Annotated in this window: 13 protein-coding genes and 1 pseudogene; 11 read left to right on the top strand and 3 right to left on the bottom strand. The window is 66.4% G+C overall.

What is annotated here, in order from left to right:
- Positions 1 to 6: 6 nt before the first annotated feature.
- Entirely contained in the window at positions 7 to 1,260 is a 1,254-nt protein-coding gene (locus ACVIN2_RS20635; RefSeq protein ID WP_456766945.1) for a penicillin-binding protein activator, read from the bottom strand.
- Between the two features lie 346 nt (positions 1,261 to 1,606).
- Between ACVIN2_RS20635 and rsmI the strand changes: the two genes are divergently transcribed.
- The 7 genes and pseudogenes from rsmI to ACVIN2_RS20600 all read left to right on the top strand — a co-directional run bounded on the left by rsmI (position 1,607) and on the right by ACVIN2_RS20600 (position 8,684).
- Positions 1,607 to 2,557 (top strand): 16S rRNA (cytidine(1402)-2'-O)-methyltransferase, encoded by a 951-nt coding sequence (rsmI, locus tag ACVIN2_RS20630; RefSeq protein WP_456766944.1) that lies wholly within the window; start codon positions 1,607 to 1,609, stop codon positions 2,555 to 2,557.
- Positions 2,544 to 2,945: a YraN family protein gene (locus ACVIN2_RS20625; RefSeq protein WP_456766943.1), complete on the top strand. Its 402-nt coding sequence runs from the start codon at positions 2,544 to 2,546 to the stop codon at positions 2,943 to 2,945. Before rsmI ends, ACVIN2_RS20625 begins: the two co-directional genes overlap by 14 nt.
- Positions 2,946 to 2,955: 10 nt before the next feature.
- On the top strand, positions 2,956 to 3,900 hold the full coding sequence (gshB, locus tag ACVIN2_RS20620; RefSeq protein ID WP_456766942.1) for a glutathione synthase: 945 nt from the start codon (positions 2,956 to 2,958) through the stop codon (positions 3,898 to 3,900).
- A gap of 373 nt (positions 3,901 to 4,273) precedes the next feature.
- The gene (cpaB, locus tag ACVIN2_RS20615; RefSeq protein ID WP_456766941.1) at positions 4,274 to 5,077 is read left to right on the top strand and encodes a Flp pilus assembly protein CpaB; all 804 of its coding nucleotides are present in this window, start codon (positions 4,274 to 4,276) and stop codon (positions 5,075 to 5,077) included.
- Between the two features lie 10 nt (positions 5,078 to 5,087).
- Complete coding sequence (locus ACVIN2_RS20610) at positions 5,088 to 6,605, top strand: type II and III secretion system protein family protein (protein WP_456769770.1); 1,518 nt, start codon at positions 5,088 to 5,090, stop codon at positions 6,603 to 6,605.
- Between the two features lie 57 nt (positions 6,606 to 6,662).
- A pseudogene (locus ACVIN2_RS20605) lies at positions 6,663 to 7,398 on the top strand (CpaD family pilus assembly protein).
- Positions 7,395 to 8,684: an AAA family ATPase gene (locus tag ACVIN2_RS20600; protein ID WP_456766940.1), complete on the top strand. Its 1,290-nt coding sequence runs from the start codon at positions 7,395 to 7,397 to the stop codon at positions 8,682 to 8,684. The pseudogene ACVIN2_RS20605 and the gene ACVIN2_RS20600 overlap by 4 nt, the downstream one beginning before the upstream one ends.
- A gap of 23 nt (positions 8,685 to 8,707) precedes the next feature.
- Here ACVIN2_RS20600 and ACVIN2_RS20595 read toward each other — a convergent pair whose 3' ends face one another.
- Positions 8,708 to 9,493, bottom strand: a complete 786-nt coding sequence (locus ACVIN2_RS20595; protein ID WP_456766939.1) for a tetratricopeptide repeat protein — start codon at positions 9,491 to 9,493, stop codon at positions 8,708 to 8,710.
- A 79-nt stretch (positions 9,494 to 9,572) separates the two neighbouring features.
- The gene (locus ACVIN2_RS20590; RefSeq protein ID WP_007598461.1) at positions 9,573 to 9,818 is read right to left on the bottom strand and encodes a PilZ domain-containing protein; all 246 of its coding nucleotides are present in this window, start codon (positions 9,816 to 9,818) and stop codon (positions 9,573 to 9,575) included.
- Positions 9,819 to 10,044: 226 nt separating this feature from the next.
- On the opposite strand from ACVIN2_RS20590, the gene ACVIN2_RS20585 reads away from it, so the two are divergent.
- The 4 genes from ACVIN2_RS20585 to ACVIN2_RS20570 all read left to right on the top strand — a co-directional run bounded on the left by ACVIN2_RS20585 (position 10,045) and on the right by ACVIN2_RS20570 (position 14,930).
- Positions 10,045 to 11,583: a YifB family Mg chelatase-like AAA ATPase gene (locus ACVIN2_RS20585; RefSeq protein ID WP_456766938.1), complete on the top strand. Its 1,539-nt coding sequence runs from the start codon at positions 10,045 to 10,047 to the stop codon at positions 11,581 to 11,583.
- A 53-nt stretch (positions 11,584 to 11,636) separates the two neighbouring features.
- Complete coding sequence (locus ACVIN2_RS20580) at positions 11,637 to 11,978, top strand: hypothetical protein (RefSeq protein ID WP_456766937.1); 342 nt, start codon at positions 11,637 to 11,639, stop codon at positions 11,976 to 11,978.
- 118 nt (positions 11,979 to 12,096) lie between these two features.
- Entirely contained in the window at positions 12,097 to 12,564 is a 468-nt protein-coding gene (locus tag ACVIN2_RS20575; protein ID WP_456766936.1) for a hypothetical protein, read from the top strand.
- 140 nt (positions 12,565 to 12,704) lie between these two features.
- Positions 12,705 to 14,930: an ATP-binding protein gene (locus ACVIN2_RS20570; RefSeq protein ID WP_456769769.1), complete on the top strand. Its 2,226-nt coding sequence runs from the start codon at positions 12,705 to 12,707 to the stop codon at positions 14,928 to 14,930.
- Positions 14,931 to 15,002: the final 72 nt, after the last annotated feature.

The raw sequence follows: 15,002 nt of genomic DNA, 5'->3' as shown, positions 1-15,002 counted from the left end.
AAACAGCTACGCCCCAAAACTCTTCGGCGAGCCCGCCACCGCAACACCGCCGCCCGTCGTCACCTTCATCACCGCGAGGCCCCGCTCGTTGGTGCCGTCGGCGCGGAAGCGGAACAGGCCGTCGATGCCGGCGAATCCGGAAGGATTGGTGAGCACGTCCGGCGAGAAGCGGGTGGTGCCTTGCGTTCGCGCCAGCGCGGCGACGAGGGCAACCGCGTCATAGGCGAGCGTTGCGGTGCGCACTGGCTCCGCGCCATATTTGGTGCGATAGCGGCCGGAGAAGGCGCGGAAGCCGGCCGGATCGGGCGCGGCGTAGAGGCCACCTTGCAAGCTTGGGCTGGCATAGACGCGCGGACTGTCCCACAGGCCGGTGCCGAGCAGCTGGATATTGCGTAGATTCGCCCCCGCCGCGCTCATCGCATCGGCGACCGAGACGACGGCATCGCCATCATCGGCGATGAACAGCGCATCGGCGCTGCCAAGCTGCTGCGCCACGGTCCGGGCCGGCGTGGCGCGGTCGGCGCCGTATTTCTCGAACGCGACGATGCGCCCGCCGCGGCGCGGCACCGCCGCCTTCACCGCGGCCTCGACCACGTTGCCATAAGCATTGTCCGGCACCAGAACGGCGACGGAGCGCTTTCCGATGCTGCCGGAATATTCGACGATGCGGTTGACGTCGGACTCCGGCAGGAAGCTCAGCAGATAGACACCGCGGCCGGCGATGCTGGAATCGGTCGAGAACGCCATCACCGGGATGCCACGCGTGCGCGCGATTTGCGCCACCGCAGGCACCGACTGCGCGAACAGCGGCCCCAGGATGATCTCGGCGCCCTCGTCGACCGCCTGCTGCGCACTCGCCTGCGCGCCCTGCGGGCTGCCATTGTCGTCCTTGATCAGGAGCTGGATGTTGGGATTCTGGAACTCGGCCAGCGCCATCTCGGCGGCATTGCGCATCGACTGCGCGGCGAGGCCGGCATTGCCGGATGCCGAAAGCGGCAGGATCACGGCGACCTTCACCCCGCCGGTGCCGGCAGTCGTCGCCTGCTGCGGCGGGCCGGCCGGCTGGGCCGGAGGCGGAGAGGAACTGCTGAACGGATTGGAGAACTGGCTCAGGCTCTGCTGCACGCCGGCGCAGGCCGACAGCAGCGGCGTGCCGAGCAACAGGCCGAGCGCGCTTCGCCGGGTTGCCCCTGACATCAGGGATCCCTGAACGGGAGACTCCTCCGAAAAGGAGGATCTGGGATCACGTGGGCCCGTCATGACAGTTTTCTCTTCTGACCGACCGTCGCCAGCCGGTCACGACATTCTTTCCACGACACCGGCCATGGATTCAGGCATATTGTCGGCAAATAGTTAACTCAAACAAAAGGATAATGCCCGCTTAACGCGGCTTCCTCTCAAGTTCTGGCTAGCTGCCCGCCGTCCGTCACCCAGCATCAAGGCGGCGTTTCCGCCGCGAATATGGCGCTGACGCTTCATTCCCTGGGGAATGTGATGCCGAATGGATCACATTCCAGTCCTTCCTCGCCCCTTGCCTCGCCCAGGCACGATCTTTTTCCGGGGACCGGTTCCCAGTCCCGGGGATCATGCCTAAGTTCGTCTGATTATGCGCGTAAAGCCGTCCCCGATAAATACACCCGAGACGACGGAGCCCGCCTCGCGCGGTTTCTCCATCGACGCCCATCGGCTTGTCGCGCCGAAGGCCGCGCATGGCCTGCATTTGGTCGCGACCCCCATCGGCAATCTCGGCGACATCACGCTGCGGGCGCTGCAGACCCTCGCCGGGGTCGATGTCATCGCCTGCGAGGACACCCGCATCACGCGGCGTCTGACCGAGCGCTACGACATCTCCGCGCAGCTCAAGCAGTATCACGAGCACAACGCTGAAGCGGCCCGTCCGAAGATCCTGGAGCGGCTTTCGCAGGGCGGCTCGATCGCGCTGGTGTCGGACGCCGGCACGCCGCTGATCTCGGACCCCGGCTACAAGCTGGTGCGCGAAGTCTGCGCCGCCGGCCACGCCGTCTACGCGCTGCCCGGCCCGTCCTCGGTGCTGGCGGCGCTGTCGGTCGCAGCGCTGCCAACCGACCGCTTCTTCTTCGAAGGCTTTCTGCCTTCCAAATCAGCCGCGCGGAAGTCGCGCCTGGCCGAGCTTGCGCGCATCGATGCGACGCTGGTGATGTTCGATTCCGGTAACCGCGTGCAGGACACGCTCGCCGAGCTCGCCGAGATCATGGGGGCCCGTGAAGCCGCGATCTGCCGCGAGCTGACCAAACTGCACGAGCAGATTTCGCGCGCGACGCTGCGTGAGCTCGCGCGCGATGCCGACACGCTGGAGACGCGCGGCGAATTCGTGCTGGTGATCGCTCCGCCTGCGGCGGATGCCGAGATGCTGACATCGAATGCGCTCGACCACGTCCTGCGCGAGCAGCTCGCCGCGAACAGCGTCAAGGATGCGGTGGCGCATGCGGTCGCGCTCTCGGGCCGGCCGCGCCGCGAGGTCTATGCCCGCGCGCTCGAGCTTGCCAAAGATCTGCGGGGCGGCGATGGCGAAGACTGAGGCCCCCGCGGAACCGAAAATCGCCTCGCCCGAGCGCGTCGCCGCGTTCCGCACCGGCATCTCCGCGGAAAGCCGCGCCGCGGCCTATCTCATGGCCAAGGGCTACCGCATCCTCGCCAAGCGCTTCCGCACGCCGCATGGCGAGATCGACATCGTGGCGCGCCGCCGCAATCTGATTGCCTTCGTCGAGGTCAAGGCGCGCGCAACGCTGGACGATGCCGCCTTCGCCGTGACGCCGCGCCAGCAGCAGCGCATCATCGACGCCGCGCAAGGCTGGCTCGTCGCGCATCCCGAGCATGCGGAATTCGAAATGCGATTCGATGCCATGCTGATTGCGCCGCGGTCACTTCCACGCCATGTGTTGGCGGCATTCGACGCCTCGACCTGAAAGGCAGACCATGAAACTGAACGTCGCCGTCCAGATGGACCCCATCGCCCGCATCAACATCAAGGGCGATTCCACCTTTGCGCTGCTCCTGGAGGCGCAGAAGCGCGGCCACGGCCTGTCCTATTACACACCCGACAAGCTCTCGATGGTCGGCGAGGAGATCGTCGCTCCGGTTCAGCTGCTCACCGTGCGCGACGAGCCCGGCGATCATTTCACCCTGGGCGAGCCCAGGCGCGAGGCGCTCAACGGCTTCGACGTGGTGCTGCTGCGCCAGGATCCGCCGTTCGACCTCGCCTACATCACCTCGACGCACCTGCTCGAACGCATCCATCCGAAGACACTCGTCGTCAACGACCCCGCCTCGGTGCGCAACGCCCCGGAAAAGCTGTTCGTGATGAACTTTCCGCAGCTGATGCCGCCGACGCTGATCTCGCGCGATCTCGACGAGATCAACGCGTTTCGCGACAGGCACGGCGCCGTCGTCATGAAGCCGCTGCACGGCCATGGCGGCGCGGCGGTGTTCCGCGTGATGCCGCAGGACATGAATTTCGGCTCGCTGTTCGACATGTTCTCGGTGACATTCAAGGAAGCCTGGGTGATCCAGCAGTTCATCCCCGAGGTAAAGCACGGCGACAAGCGCATCATCCTGATCAACGGCGAGTTCGCCGGCGCGGTGAATCGCGTGCCGGCCGCCGACGACCTCCGCTCCAACATGGTGCGCGGCGGCGCAGCGCAGGAGACCGAGCTCACGCCGCGCGAGCGCGAGATCTGCGCCACCGTCGGCCCGGCGCTGCGCGAGCGCGGGCTGTTGTTCGTCGGCATCGACGTCATCAACGGCAACCTCACCGAGATCAACGTGACCTCGCCGACCGGCATCCGCGCCATCGCGCGGCTCGGCGGACCGGACGTTGCCGCAAAGCTCTGGGACGTGATCGAGCAGAAGCGGGCGAAGTAGGGAGCGGCCCGTAGCTCGTAGCCCGGATGGAGCGCAGCGAAATCCGGGATGCCACACCATGTTCAGCGGCCCCGGATTGCGCTCCGCTCCATCCGGGCTACGTAGTGTATGCGCGGCATCACCTCACCCATCACTAACCACGCATTCACCATGACGCGGCGCGCATCATTCGAACGCACGGGCCGCGACTGCGTGAAACTACGGGGCCAGTGGCCGACCGGCTAACGCGACGTTCACCATCTGCCGAAAGACCACAGCGCGGCCGTCGATCGCATTCGGCCTCGCAACACCGCTTATACTTTTACTGCCTACTCATCGACGTTGGGGAACCCGCCAGGTGCGGTTCGAGTGCCCCGCGTAAGAGTAGAAGCGTATGAACACCGCACGCATTGTCGTTCTCGTCATCGCACTGGGCGCCGGCGGCGTCGCTGCGTATCTGGCGAGCGGCTATGACAACAAGCCCGCGCCCGTTCTCCCCGTCGCCGAGAAGCTGCCGACGGTCGAGGTCCTGGTCGCCAAGAACGACATCCAGCTCGGTCAAGCCGTAAAGCCCGAGGACTTGCAATGGCAGGTCTGGCCGGCGGCGACCGCGAGCAGCGCCTTCATCCGCCGCGACAACAGGCCCGAGGCGCAGATCCAGATCGCGGGCTCGATCGCACGCGTGCCGCTGATGCAGGGCGAGCCGATCCGCGAGCAGAAGCTGGTCAAGGCCGACGGCTCCGGCTTCATGGCCGCGATCCTGCCGTCGGGCATGCGCGCCGTCTCCACCGAGATTTCAGCCGAGACTGCCGCCGGCGGCTTCATCCTGCCGAACGACCGCGTCGACATCGTGTTGACCCGTCGCCTGAAGAATCCCGACGGGGCCGCCGGTAACGACCTCATCCTGTCCGAGGCGATCCTGACCAATATCCGCGTGCTCGCGATCGACCAGGCGCCAAAGGAAAAGGACGGCCAGAACGCCGTCGTCGGCAGGACCGTCACGCTCGAGCTCAAGCCCGACCAGGTCGCCACTCTATCGGCAGCGCGCCAGGGCGGCACGCTGACACTCGCGCTGCGCAGCATCGTCGATGCCAACTCGCTCGACAGCACGCCCGAGGACCAGGCGAGCAAGCGGACCGGCGGGGTCAACGTGATCCGCTACGGCGTACAGGCGCGGCAACTGACGTCACAGAAGTGATGGGGATATGATGAACTTTGGGGATGATCGGACGGGCATGCGCATTCGGGGGAATCGCGCGCGCTCGGTCTGGACGGGGACGATGCTGATCCTGGGGCTGCTCGCAGCCCCCGATGTCGTCAGCGCCGCAGATGCGCCGGTCGGCGACCAGGCGCCCATGCAGGCAGCGGATCTCGATGTGTCGCCGGTCGGGACGATCGCACCGGCGAAGACGCGCTTCCTGTCGCTCGGCGTCGGCAAGTCCGCCGTCATCGACCTGCCGCGCGACGTCAAGGACGTGCTGGTCGCCGATCCCAAGATTGCCAATGCGGTGATCCGCTCGGCCCAACGCGCCTATATCATCGGTGGACAGGTCGGCCAGACCAACGTCGTGTTCTTCGCCGCCGACGGCCAGCAGGTGGCCGCCTACGACATCGCGGTGAAGCGCGATCTCAACGGCATGCGCACGGCGCTGCGTCAGTCGCTGCCGGGCGTGCAGATCGAGGGCGTCGGCGACAGCGTGATGCTCACCGGCTCGGTGTCGAGCCCGGTCGAGGCCCAGCAGGCCGGCGACGTCGCCGCCAAACTGGTCGGCGGCTCCGAGAAGGTGGTCAACAACATCGTCGTGCGCGGCCGCGACCAGGTGATGCTCAAGGTCGTCGTCGGCGAAGTGCGCCGCGATATCGTCAAACAGTTGGGCGTCGATCTCAGCGCCAGCCTGAACGCCGGCACCGCGGTGGTGAACTTCAACAATTCCAACCCGTTCTCGGTCAGCGGCGGACCGATCGTCAGCAACAACGGATTAGGTGTCGCCGGGCTCACCAAGGGCTTCGCGACCGTCAGCGCCACGATGCGCGCGATGGAAAGTGCCGGTGTCATGCGCACGCTCGCCGAGCCGAGCCTGACCGCGATCTCCGGCGAATCCGCCACCTTCATCGCCGGCGGCGAATTCCCCATTCCGTCGGGCTATGCCTGCGATCCCGTCACGCACGTTTGCACCACCCAGATCACCTACAAGAAGTTCGGCATCTCCCTGAACTTCACCCCGGTCGTACTGAGCGAGGGCCGGATCAGCCTGCGGGTGATGACCGAGGTGTCCGAGTTGTCGAACCAGAGCGCCATCACGGTGACCCAGGCGCTGTCGTCGAGCTCGACCAACTCGATTACCATTCCCTCGATCCAGACCCGCCGCGCCGAAACGACACTGGAAATTCCCTCGGGCGGCTCGATGGCGATGGCCGGCCTGATCCAGCAGCAGACCAAACAGGCGATCAACGGCCTGCCCGGCGTCGACCAGGTGCCGATCATCGGCGCGCTGTTCCGCAGCCAGGACTTCGTCAACAACGAGACCGAGCTGATGGTGATCGTGACGCCCTATGTGGTGCGCGCGGTGGCTCAGAAGGAGCTGTCCCGGCCCGACGACGGCTTTGCGCCGGCCTCTGACGCCCAGACGGCGCTGCTCGGCCGCATGAACCGCCTCTACGGCATCGCGCGCCGCGTCGATCCGATCGCGGGCACGCCCGGTGATTTCGGTTTCATCATCGACTGATGACGAACGGACGGCTTGGGGAACGGGACAAGAGACGGGGCACGAGGGGATGAAGCGATGACGAAGACCATGGCCGATCGACGTCGCAAGTTGAGCGTGGCGCTGGCACTGACGGGGCTCTCCGTCATGCTGGGCGCCTGCAACACCACCGGCGAGATCGTCACCCAGACGGTGCCGACCGACTATCGCCAGCGTCACCCGATCGCGGTGCAGGAAGCCAAGAAGTCGATCGTGATCTTCGTCGGCAAGGCTCGCGGCGGCCTCTCGGCCGCGCAGCACGCGGACGTCGCCGGCATTGCCCGGGACTGGGTGCGCGAAGGCACCGGCTCGGTCGTCGTCGACGTCCCCGTCAACGCCGCGAATTCGCGCGCGGCCGCAGCGACCTATCACGAGATCCGGTCCGTGCTCGCCTCCGGCGGCGTACCTGCGCGTGCCATCGTCCAGCATCCCTATCGGCCTGAGGATCCCGGACTGCTGCCCACCATCCGTCTGAGCTATTCCCGGATCGCCGCGGTCGCGGGCCCCTGCGGGCTGTGGCCGGAAGATCTCGGCCCCTCCATCCTCGACCCCGGCTACAACGAGAACGCGGCCCTATTTCAATCTGGGCTGCGCCAGCCAGCGCAACCTCGCGGCCATGATCGACAATCCGGCCGACCTCGAGCAGCCGCGGTCCGAGACGCCGGCCTATAACGCACGGCGCGACATGGCCTTCGAGCGCTATCGCAAGGGCACGCCGGTCGGGACCACCAATCCAGACGCCGACAAGGCAAAACTCAGCGACACAGGCAGATGACACGCGTCCACGACGAAGAAGCGGACGATCCGCAGCACCCCGAGGAACACATTGCGCCGGTTCCTCGTATCTCCGTGCAGGCGTTTTGCGAGACCGAGCAGACGCTCGCCGCGGTGACCGCGGCCGGGCAGGATCGCCGTCTCGCCAAGGCGCACCTCACCGCCAAGGATGGTGGCTTAGCTGCGGCAATCGAAGTCTATGAAACGATGCCGACGCCGAACGTCATCGTGATCGAATCCGACGGCACGCGCGACATTCTCGAGGGCCTCGACGACCTCGCCGGCGTCTGCGACCCCGGCACCCGCGTGGTCGTGATCGGCAATCCCAACGACACCGCGCCCTATCGCGAGCTGGTCCGCCGCGGCGTCAACGACTATGTGGTGGGACCGGTCGAAACGCTCGACGTCGTCCGCTCGATCTGCAGCCTGTTCTCGGCGTCTGAAACCATCATCACCGGCCGCGTCATCGCGGTGGTCGGCGCCAAGGGCGGTGTCGGTGCCTCCACCGTCGCGCACAATGTGGCCTGGACCATCGCCCGCGACCTCGCGCTCGATTCCGTCGTGATCGATCTCGACCTCGCCTTCGGCACCGCCGGTCTCGACTACAATCAGGACCCGGTGCAGGGCATCGCCAATGCGGTGCTGTCGCAGGATCGGCCGGACACGGCCCTGATGGAGCGTCTGCTCTCCAAATGCACCGAGCGTCTCAGCCTCCTTGCCGCGCCTGCCACCCTTGACCGCGTCTACGATTTCGGCGCGGAGGCCTTCGACGCGGTTTTCGACACGCTGCGCATGACCACGCCCTGCATCGTGCTCGACGTTCCCCACCAATGGTCGGGCTGGACGCGGCGTGCGCTGGTCAACGCGGACGACATCGTGATCGTGGCCGAGCCCGATCTTGCGAACCTCCGCAACACCAAGAACATGCTGAACGTGTTGAAGGCGGCGCGGCCGAACGACCGGCCACCGCTCTACTGCATCAACCAGGTCGGCATGCCCAAGCGTGCGGAGATCGAGGTCAAGGCCTTCGCCAAGACCATGGAGAGCCAGCCGATCGCGGTGATCCCGTTCGATTCGAAGCTGTTCTCGACCGCGGCCAACAACGGCCAGATGATCGCGGAGGTCTCCAAGAGCCACCGCACCACCGAGCTGTTCCAGAACATGGCGAACCGCCTCGCCGGGCGCGGCGAGGTGAAGAAGCCGAAGCGCTCGCTGTTCGGACCGCTGCTGAAGAAGCTGAAGGGCCGTTCGGGGCGCGGATCAGCCCCGCATCGCAAGGCGTCGTAACCAAGGCATCCTGACGCGCGCGGTTACTTCTCCGCCCGCTGCTGCTTCTTCACCAGCAATTGCCGCAGCGCCGTGACCTTTGCCGCCGCCTGATCCGGCGGCAGGTCCGCCTTGACGATGGTCTCGGCCTCGGCCTGCTTTCCTTCCAGTCCCAGCACGAGCGCGAGATTGGCGCGCACGCGGAGATCGGCGGGATTGCGCGCGTGCGCCCGGCGCATCGTTTCCTCTGCCCGCGGCAGATTGTTCTGCAGCATGTAGGACAGTCCGAGATTGGACAGCACCGACGGCTCGTCCGGCACGATCTTGAGCGCGGCGGCGTAATATTGCTGCGCTTCCTCGTTGCGGCCGAGCTGATCGAGCGCGGCGCCCTGCGCCGACAGGATATGCCAGTCGGGATCCTCGGGCGAATGCGCGCGGCCGAGGACGTCGAACGCCTGCTGGAAACTGCCGCTGTCGGCGAGCGCGCGGCCGTAGCCTGCCAGCAGCGCCTTGTTGCTGGAATGGGCGAGCACGGCCTGCTCCAGCACCGCGAGCGCCTGCGCGCGCTGACCTGTCTGGCGCAACGCCTTGCCGTATTCGAGCGCGACGTTGGGATCGCCAGGCTTGGCGCGATAGCGCTCGCGCAGCGCGTCCATGTCCGGCCTTGCTTCCGGCTTGGCGTCGGCCCTGCCAGCCGTGTCCGACTTTCCGCCGAGCGCGCCGGTGATGTCCTCAATGCCGGTGGTCTGACAGCCGCCGAGGGCCAGGATCAGAAGCGCGGAAAACAGATATCTCGCCGGAGGAGAGGCGACGGACAAACGCTTGGACATACTCTGATCACTCGGCGACTGATCAGAGATGCTTACCGATTAACGCTAAAGTCCCGTTAAGGCGGGGCGCTTGCGCGGCTCAGTCGGTGAATTCAGCGCCGAACTCGCAGCCGATGCGCCAGCGCAGGCGGCACTGCCGGGAATAGTCGGGCGCGAAGATGATGGTGAATTGCGGCGGCACTTCCAGGAACTCCGCCACCACTTTCACGCCGCCATCCGAAATATCCGTGATCGTGCAATCCCGCGGCAGCGAACCCGCGCCAAAGTGAATCTTGGCGAGCCGCGTGCACATCCGTCGTTCGCTTCTCCGGCGATTTGCAAGCATTTGAATTGTTCACCCGTTAGACCACGGCCCATCCCGCACCCCTAGGAGTAGCGGACATTCGTTGGGATGTGCTGAGCAGAGCAGCTTGCATTCGAGGCGTAGTGTCTTCGTCGCGTTTACGATCGGTTAGGGCCTTGCGGCCCCTGAGCATGTTCCTGTATTGTTCTTGCAAGAACCGGCCCGCTCTGCTACCCCTAATTGTGCAAAAGGGCAGGCTGGTTCGGGCATGGTTCAGCGGGTTTCTACCGTCGCCTTTGAGGGGATCGAGGCCCGCGCGGTCGACGTGCAGGTGCAGGTCGCGCCCGGTCTGCCGGCCTTCGCCATCGTCGGTCTCCCGGACAAGGCGGTGTCGGAGGCGCGCGAGCGGGTCCGCTCGGCGCTGATCGCCTCGGGGCTGGCGCTGCCGGCGCGGCGGATCACCGTCAATCTCGCGCCTGCCGATCTGCCCAAGGAGGGCAGCCATTATGACCTGCCGATCGCGCTTGGGCTGATGGGGGCGATCGGCGCGATCCCCCCGGATGCGCTGACCGGCTTCACCGTTCTGGGCGAACTTGGCCTCGACGGCTCGATCGCGCCGGTGGCCGGTGTTCTTCCCGCCGCGATTGGCGCCAATGTACGCGAGGAGGGGCTGATCTGTCCGGCGGCTTGCGGCTCGGAAGCGGCGTGGGCGAGCCCGGACATCCAGATCATCGCCGCAAGTTCGCTGATCCAGATCGCCAACCATTTCAAGGGAACGCAGGTGCTGTCGCGGCCCGTGCCGAAGGTGCATGAAGCAGCAAGCTCGCCGCTCGACCTGCGCGACATCAAGGGCCAGGAGAGTGCCAAGCGGGCGCTGGAGATCGCGGCCGCCGGCGGCCATCACCTGCTCATGATCGGCGCGCCCGGCGCCGGCAAATCGATGCTGGCGGCACGGCTGCCCTCGATCCTGCCACCGCTGTCACCGGGCGAATTGCTCGAGGTCTCGATGATCGCCTCTGTTGCCGGCGAGATCGAGGGCGGCGCGCTGACGGCGCGGCGGCCGTTCCGATCGCCGCATCATTCCGCCAGCATGGCCGCGCTCACTGGCGGCGGCATGCGCGCACGGCCCGGCGAGATCTCACTCGCGCATCAGGGCGTGCTGTTCCTCGACGAGCTCCCCGAATTCGATCCGCGCGTGCTGGATTCGCTGCGCCAGCCGCTGGAGAACGGCGAGGTCTCGGTGTCCCGCGCCAATCACCGCGTCACCTATCCCGCACGCTTCATGCTGGTCGCAGCAATGAACCCTTGCCGCTGCGGCAATGCGTTCGAGCCCGGCTATGCCTGCAAGCGCGGCCGCATCGACCGCTGCACCGGCGACTACCAGGCCCGCATCTCGGGACCGCTGATGGACCGCATCGATTTGCGCATCGAGGTTCCCGCGGTGACCGCGGCCGATCTGATCCTGCCGCCGCCGGCAGAGGGCTCGGCCGAAGTCGCCGCGCGCGTGGCCGCCGCCCGGGACATCCAGCTCGCCCGCTACGCGGACGCCGGCCTGCCGAAGGTTCGCACCAACGCCGAAGCCCCGGCCTCGGTGCTGGAGGAGATCGCCAAGCCGGATGCGCAAGGCCAGAAGCTGCTGCGCGACGCCGCCGAGACCATGCGGCTGTCGGCGCGCGGCTATCACCGGGTGCTGCGGGTGGCGCGCACGCTGGCCGATCTCGATCGTGCCGACAAGATCGGCCGGCTCCATCTCGCCGAGGCGCTGTCCTACCGCGCGCTCGCGGAGGATGTGCGCCAGCTGGCGTGAGCGATGCGCCGCCGCAGCTTTCTCAACAACATCACCATGCCCGAGATTGAATCATGACCGATGCCAATGCCTGCACCATCAGATTTGTTCGCGCATCCCAATATGCCGATTGGCTGAGGTCGTACGAGCTGTGGGTCAACGGGACCAGCGTTGGGAAGCTTGCACGCAACGATTTGTTGGAGATCACGCTGCCGGCCGGCACCTGCACGATCGATGCGAGCATTGATTGGGGCAGGAGCCAGCCGCTCGTCGTTCGCACCAGTCCCGGCCAAACCGTCGAGATCGAGGTCAGGAACAGGTGGGGTGCCTGGGCGGCGCTGTGGGCGATCAGCTTCGGCAGGAACAGCTATTTGGTTCTCACTGAGGTCGAGCGAAAAACCAACAAAAGCGCCTAACCGACCGAGACTCTCATCCCCCGATACCGGCATCAACCCGGCGGTAACGAGTTTCCTTTACGCTCTGCAAACCATAAGGCCCATCAGTTCCCGCACAGGGCCTGGCGAGTAGCGTGTCATGTTGCGTTTCAAGATCCTGGCCTCGGTTGTTCCCCTGTTGGCGGCCGCGGTGTTTGCCCGCAGCGAGATCGGATCGGTCTCGCATCCCTGCATCGCCCTCGGCGACACCTCGGTCGAGCTGACGTCGCTGTTCTGGACCGCTGGCGTGCATGTCGCCTTCACCGATGATCCCGCGCGCGCCACGGTGCGGGTTCAGATCACCGAGGACGCCGACGCTGCCGACTTCGCCGTCGTCGACGACGGCCCCGGTTCGGAATCGGAGTCCTGCCAGGCCAACCCCTCGACTCGCCTGATCTCGATTGCCGCGCACCCCGTCGACGGCGGTCAGGTGATCTATCTCTCCAGCGAGGGGCCGGCGGATTACCGCGTCTATGTGCGCTCGAAGACCTTCTCCCAGCGCGAGGCGGCGGCGCTGATCGTCGGCGCCCGCGGCGGCCACCGCCACCTCCAGGCCGCTTCGCTTTGAACCGCCTCGCTCTGCACCGTTAACACCTCGTCAACCCTGTTTGGAGGCGGTCGCAGGGCCTCAAACTGTTCGCAAGGTCGGCGGCACATCGTCGTCGACAGCGAGCACAGCGTTTTAAGAAAAGAGTCGGGTCGGTGGCGATGGATCGGACGTTCCGGATCAAGGTGCGCATGCGCCGCTTCAGGCGACAGTACCCCCGAGTCGCCTTCGCGATCCGCTCCACCATGATCTTTTCGGCGACCTTCGGCGGCGCCTATGGTTTCGTCTCCGGCAGCCGGTCAGAGAATTCCGGCTACGATCCCAATGCGTTTGCGATCGGCGTCAGCTTCCTGTTCGCGCTCGCCTGCCTCGGCCTCGCCACGCTCAGCATGCGCCTGCGCTTCGTCAACAAGCGGATGCGTGCGCTGGCTGCCCACAACGAAACGCTGATCGACCGCAATTGGGAGCTGAAGGAAGCGGAAGAACGCGCTCGCAGCCTGTTCGAACAGCAGGGCGATCTGATCGTGCTGCGCGACACGAGCGGCCGCATCACCTTCGCCAACGACGCCTATTGCGCGCTTGCCGGACAGGCGCGCGGCGCGCTGGTCGGCACGCGCTTTGATCTCGACGTACTGGAGCAGGGCGACAGCGCCCGCGAGAGCAACGGCACGCGCATTCACGACCAGAAGATCGCAACCCCGCTCGGCGCGCGCTGGATCGCCTGGCGCGAAGGCTATGTCCGCCTCGACGCCGGCCAACCCGCCGAATTGCAGAGCGTCGGACGCGACGTCACCGACCGCACCGAGACCGAGCGTGCGCTGTCCGAGGCCCGCGATCAGGCCGACGCCGCCAACCGGGCCAAATCGCGCTTCCTGGCGATGGCGTCGCACGAGATCCGCACGCCGCTCAACGGCATCATCGGCATGGGCGGGCTGCTGCTCGACACCACGCTGACACCTGAGCAGTCGACCTACGCCAGGGCCGTGAAGACCTCCGGCGAAGCGCTGATGGCCCTGATCGAGGAGTTGCTCGACTATTCCAAGATCGAAGCCGGCAAGCTCGATCTCGAGCAGCGTCCCTTCGCGCTCTCGGCCCTGATCGAGGACATCACCGAGCTGCTCGCGCCGCGCGCGCAGGCAAAGAAGCTCGAGATCGCCGCCTATGTCGACGAGCGGCTGCCGCTCGAAGTGGTCGGCGACGCCGCGCGGCTGCGCCAGGTGCTGCTCAACCTCGCCGGCAACGCCATCAAGTTCACCGCGAGCGGCGGCGTCGCGCTGATTGTCGAGCCCGGCATCTGGCCGAACGAGATCAGTTTTCTGGTACGCGACACCGGCATCGGCATCGCAGCCGACGCGCAACAGCGCATCTTCCGCGAATTCGAGCAGGCCGACGAACGCGTCGCCCGCACCTATGGCGGCACCGGTCTCGGTCTCGCCATCAGCGAGCGCATCGTCAAGCGCATGGGCGGCCGCATCACGCTCACGAGCGAGCCGGGCAAGGGCGCGACCTTCGAGGTCGCGGTACCGTTGGCGTCATCCCTCGTCGGCGCGGAACAGACGGCATTCCCGAGTCCCGACCTTGCAGGAAAGCCGATCCTGCTGATCGCCGACGGTATCGAAGCCTCGCTGATCGCGCGGCGGCTGGAGCGCTGGGGTGGCCAGACCTGCATGGTGACCGACGCGGCGGTGGCGGAAGCGCTGCTGCCGGAACGCTCATGGCATTCGGTGCTGATCGATCGCGCGCTCGGCGCTGCCATCGCCGACCGCCTCGGCGAAGCCGCACGCAGCCATGCGACGCAACGCCTCGTGCTGCTGACGTCGGGCTCGCGCCACGAGAAACTCTCGCCGGCCTTCACCGGCTTCCTGGTGAAGCCGCTGCGCGCAGCTTCACTCGCCGCACGCCTCGCGCTGCCTCCGGAGGTCGCCTCGCCCGATCTCGCGCCGGAGCCATCGGCCCCATCCGCCGGCGCGGTACCGGCGAAAGGCCTGTCAATTCTCGTCGCCGAGGACAACGAGATCAACGCGCTGTTGATGCGCTCGCTGCTGACGAAACTCGGCCACCGCGTCGTCATCGCCGTCCATGGCGAGGCCGCGCTGGAATCCTGGCTCGGCGCGACATCGGCCGGCACGCCCTATGATCTCGTGCTGATGGACATCCAGATGCCGCAGCTCGACGGCATCGAGACGACCAAACAAATCCGTGCGCATGAGGCAGCCAGAGGCGGCCACCACACGCCGATCCTCGCGCTCACCGCCAATACGCTGGTGGAAGACCGCTACGCCTGCTTTGAAGCGGGGATGAACGGGTTTTTGATCAAGCCGCTCGATCGCGAGAAGCTGGAAGAGGCGCTGGCCGGATTAGCGGCGGCGCGGCAGCTGGCGGTTTGATCCGGATTTCTTGGGAACCCGATCTCGGACGGCGATCGACAATTGAAATCGACCGCGTCACGCGTCACCATC

This window comes from Bradyrhizobium sp. USDA 3650, from assembly GCF_054057395.1.
This window is presented reverse-complemented; position numbering and strand designations above follow the sequence as displayed.

What these genes read in the sequence shown, in the direction of transcription:
- ACVIN2_RS20610 (WP_456769770.1), top strand. Translation starts at nt 5,088, where the DNA reads ATGAACTTTGGGGATGATCGGACGGGCATGCGCATTCGGGGGAATCGC.
- ACVIN2_RS20580 (WP_456766937.1), top strand. Translation starts at nt 11,637, where the DNA reads ATGACCGATGCCAATGCCTGCACCATCAGATTTGTTCGCGCATCCCAA.
- ACVIN2_RS20590 (WP_007598461.1), bottom strand. Translation starts at nt 9,818, where the DNA reads ATGCTTGCAAATCGCCGGAGAAGCGAACGACGGATGTGCACGCGGCTC.
- ACVIN2_RS20600 (WP_456766940.1), top strand. Translation starts at nt 7,395, where the DNA reads ATGACACGCGTCCACGACGAAGAAGCGGACGATCCGCAGCACCCCGAG.
- ACVIN2_RS20635 (WP_456766945.1), bottom strand. Translation starts at nt 1,260, where the DNA reads ATGACGGGCCCACGTGATCCCAGATCCTCCTTTTCGGAGGAGTCTCCC.
- rsmI (WP_456766944.1), top strand. Translation starts at nt 1,607, where the DNA reads ATGCGCGTAAAGCCGTCCCCGATAAATACACCCGAGACGACGGAGCCC.
- cpaB (WP_456766941.1), top strand. Translation starts at nt 4,274, where the DNA reads ATGAACACCGCACGCATTGTCGTTCTCGTCATCGCACTGGGCGCCGGC.
- ACVIN2_RS20625 (WP_456766943.1), top strand. Translation starts at nt 2,544, where the DNA reads ATGGCGAAGACTGAGGCCCCCGCGGAACCGAAAATCGCCTCGCCCGAG.
- ACVIN2_RS20595 (WP_456766939.1), bottom strand. Translation starts at nt 9,493, where the DNA reads ATGTCCAAGCGTTTGTCCGTCGCCTCTCCTCCGGCGAGATATCTGTTT.
- ACVIN2_RS20575 (WP_456766936.1), top strand. Translation starts at nt 12,097, where the DNA reads ATGTTGCGTTTCAAGATCCTGGCCTCGGTTGTTCCCCTGTTGGCGGCC.
- ACVIN2_RS20570 (WP_456769769.1), top strand. Translation starts at nt 12,705, where the DNA reads ATGGATCGGACGTTCCGGATCAAGGTGCGCATGCGCCGCTTCAGGCGA.
- ACVIN2_RS20585 (WP_456766938.1), top strand. Translation starts at nt 10,045, where the DNA reads ATGGTTCAGCGGGTTTCTACCGTCGCCTTTGAGGGGATCGAGGCCCGC.
- gshB (WP_456766942.1), top strand. Translation starts at nt 2,956, where the DNA reads ATGAAACTGAACGTCGCCGTCCAGATGGACCCCATCGCCCGCATCAAC.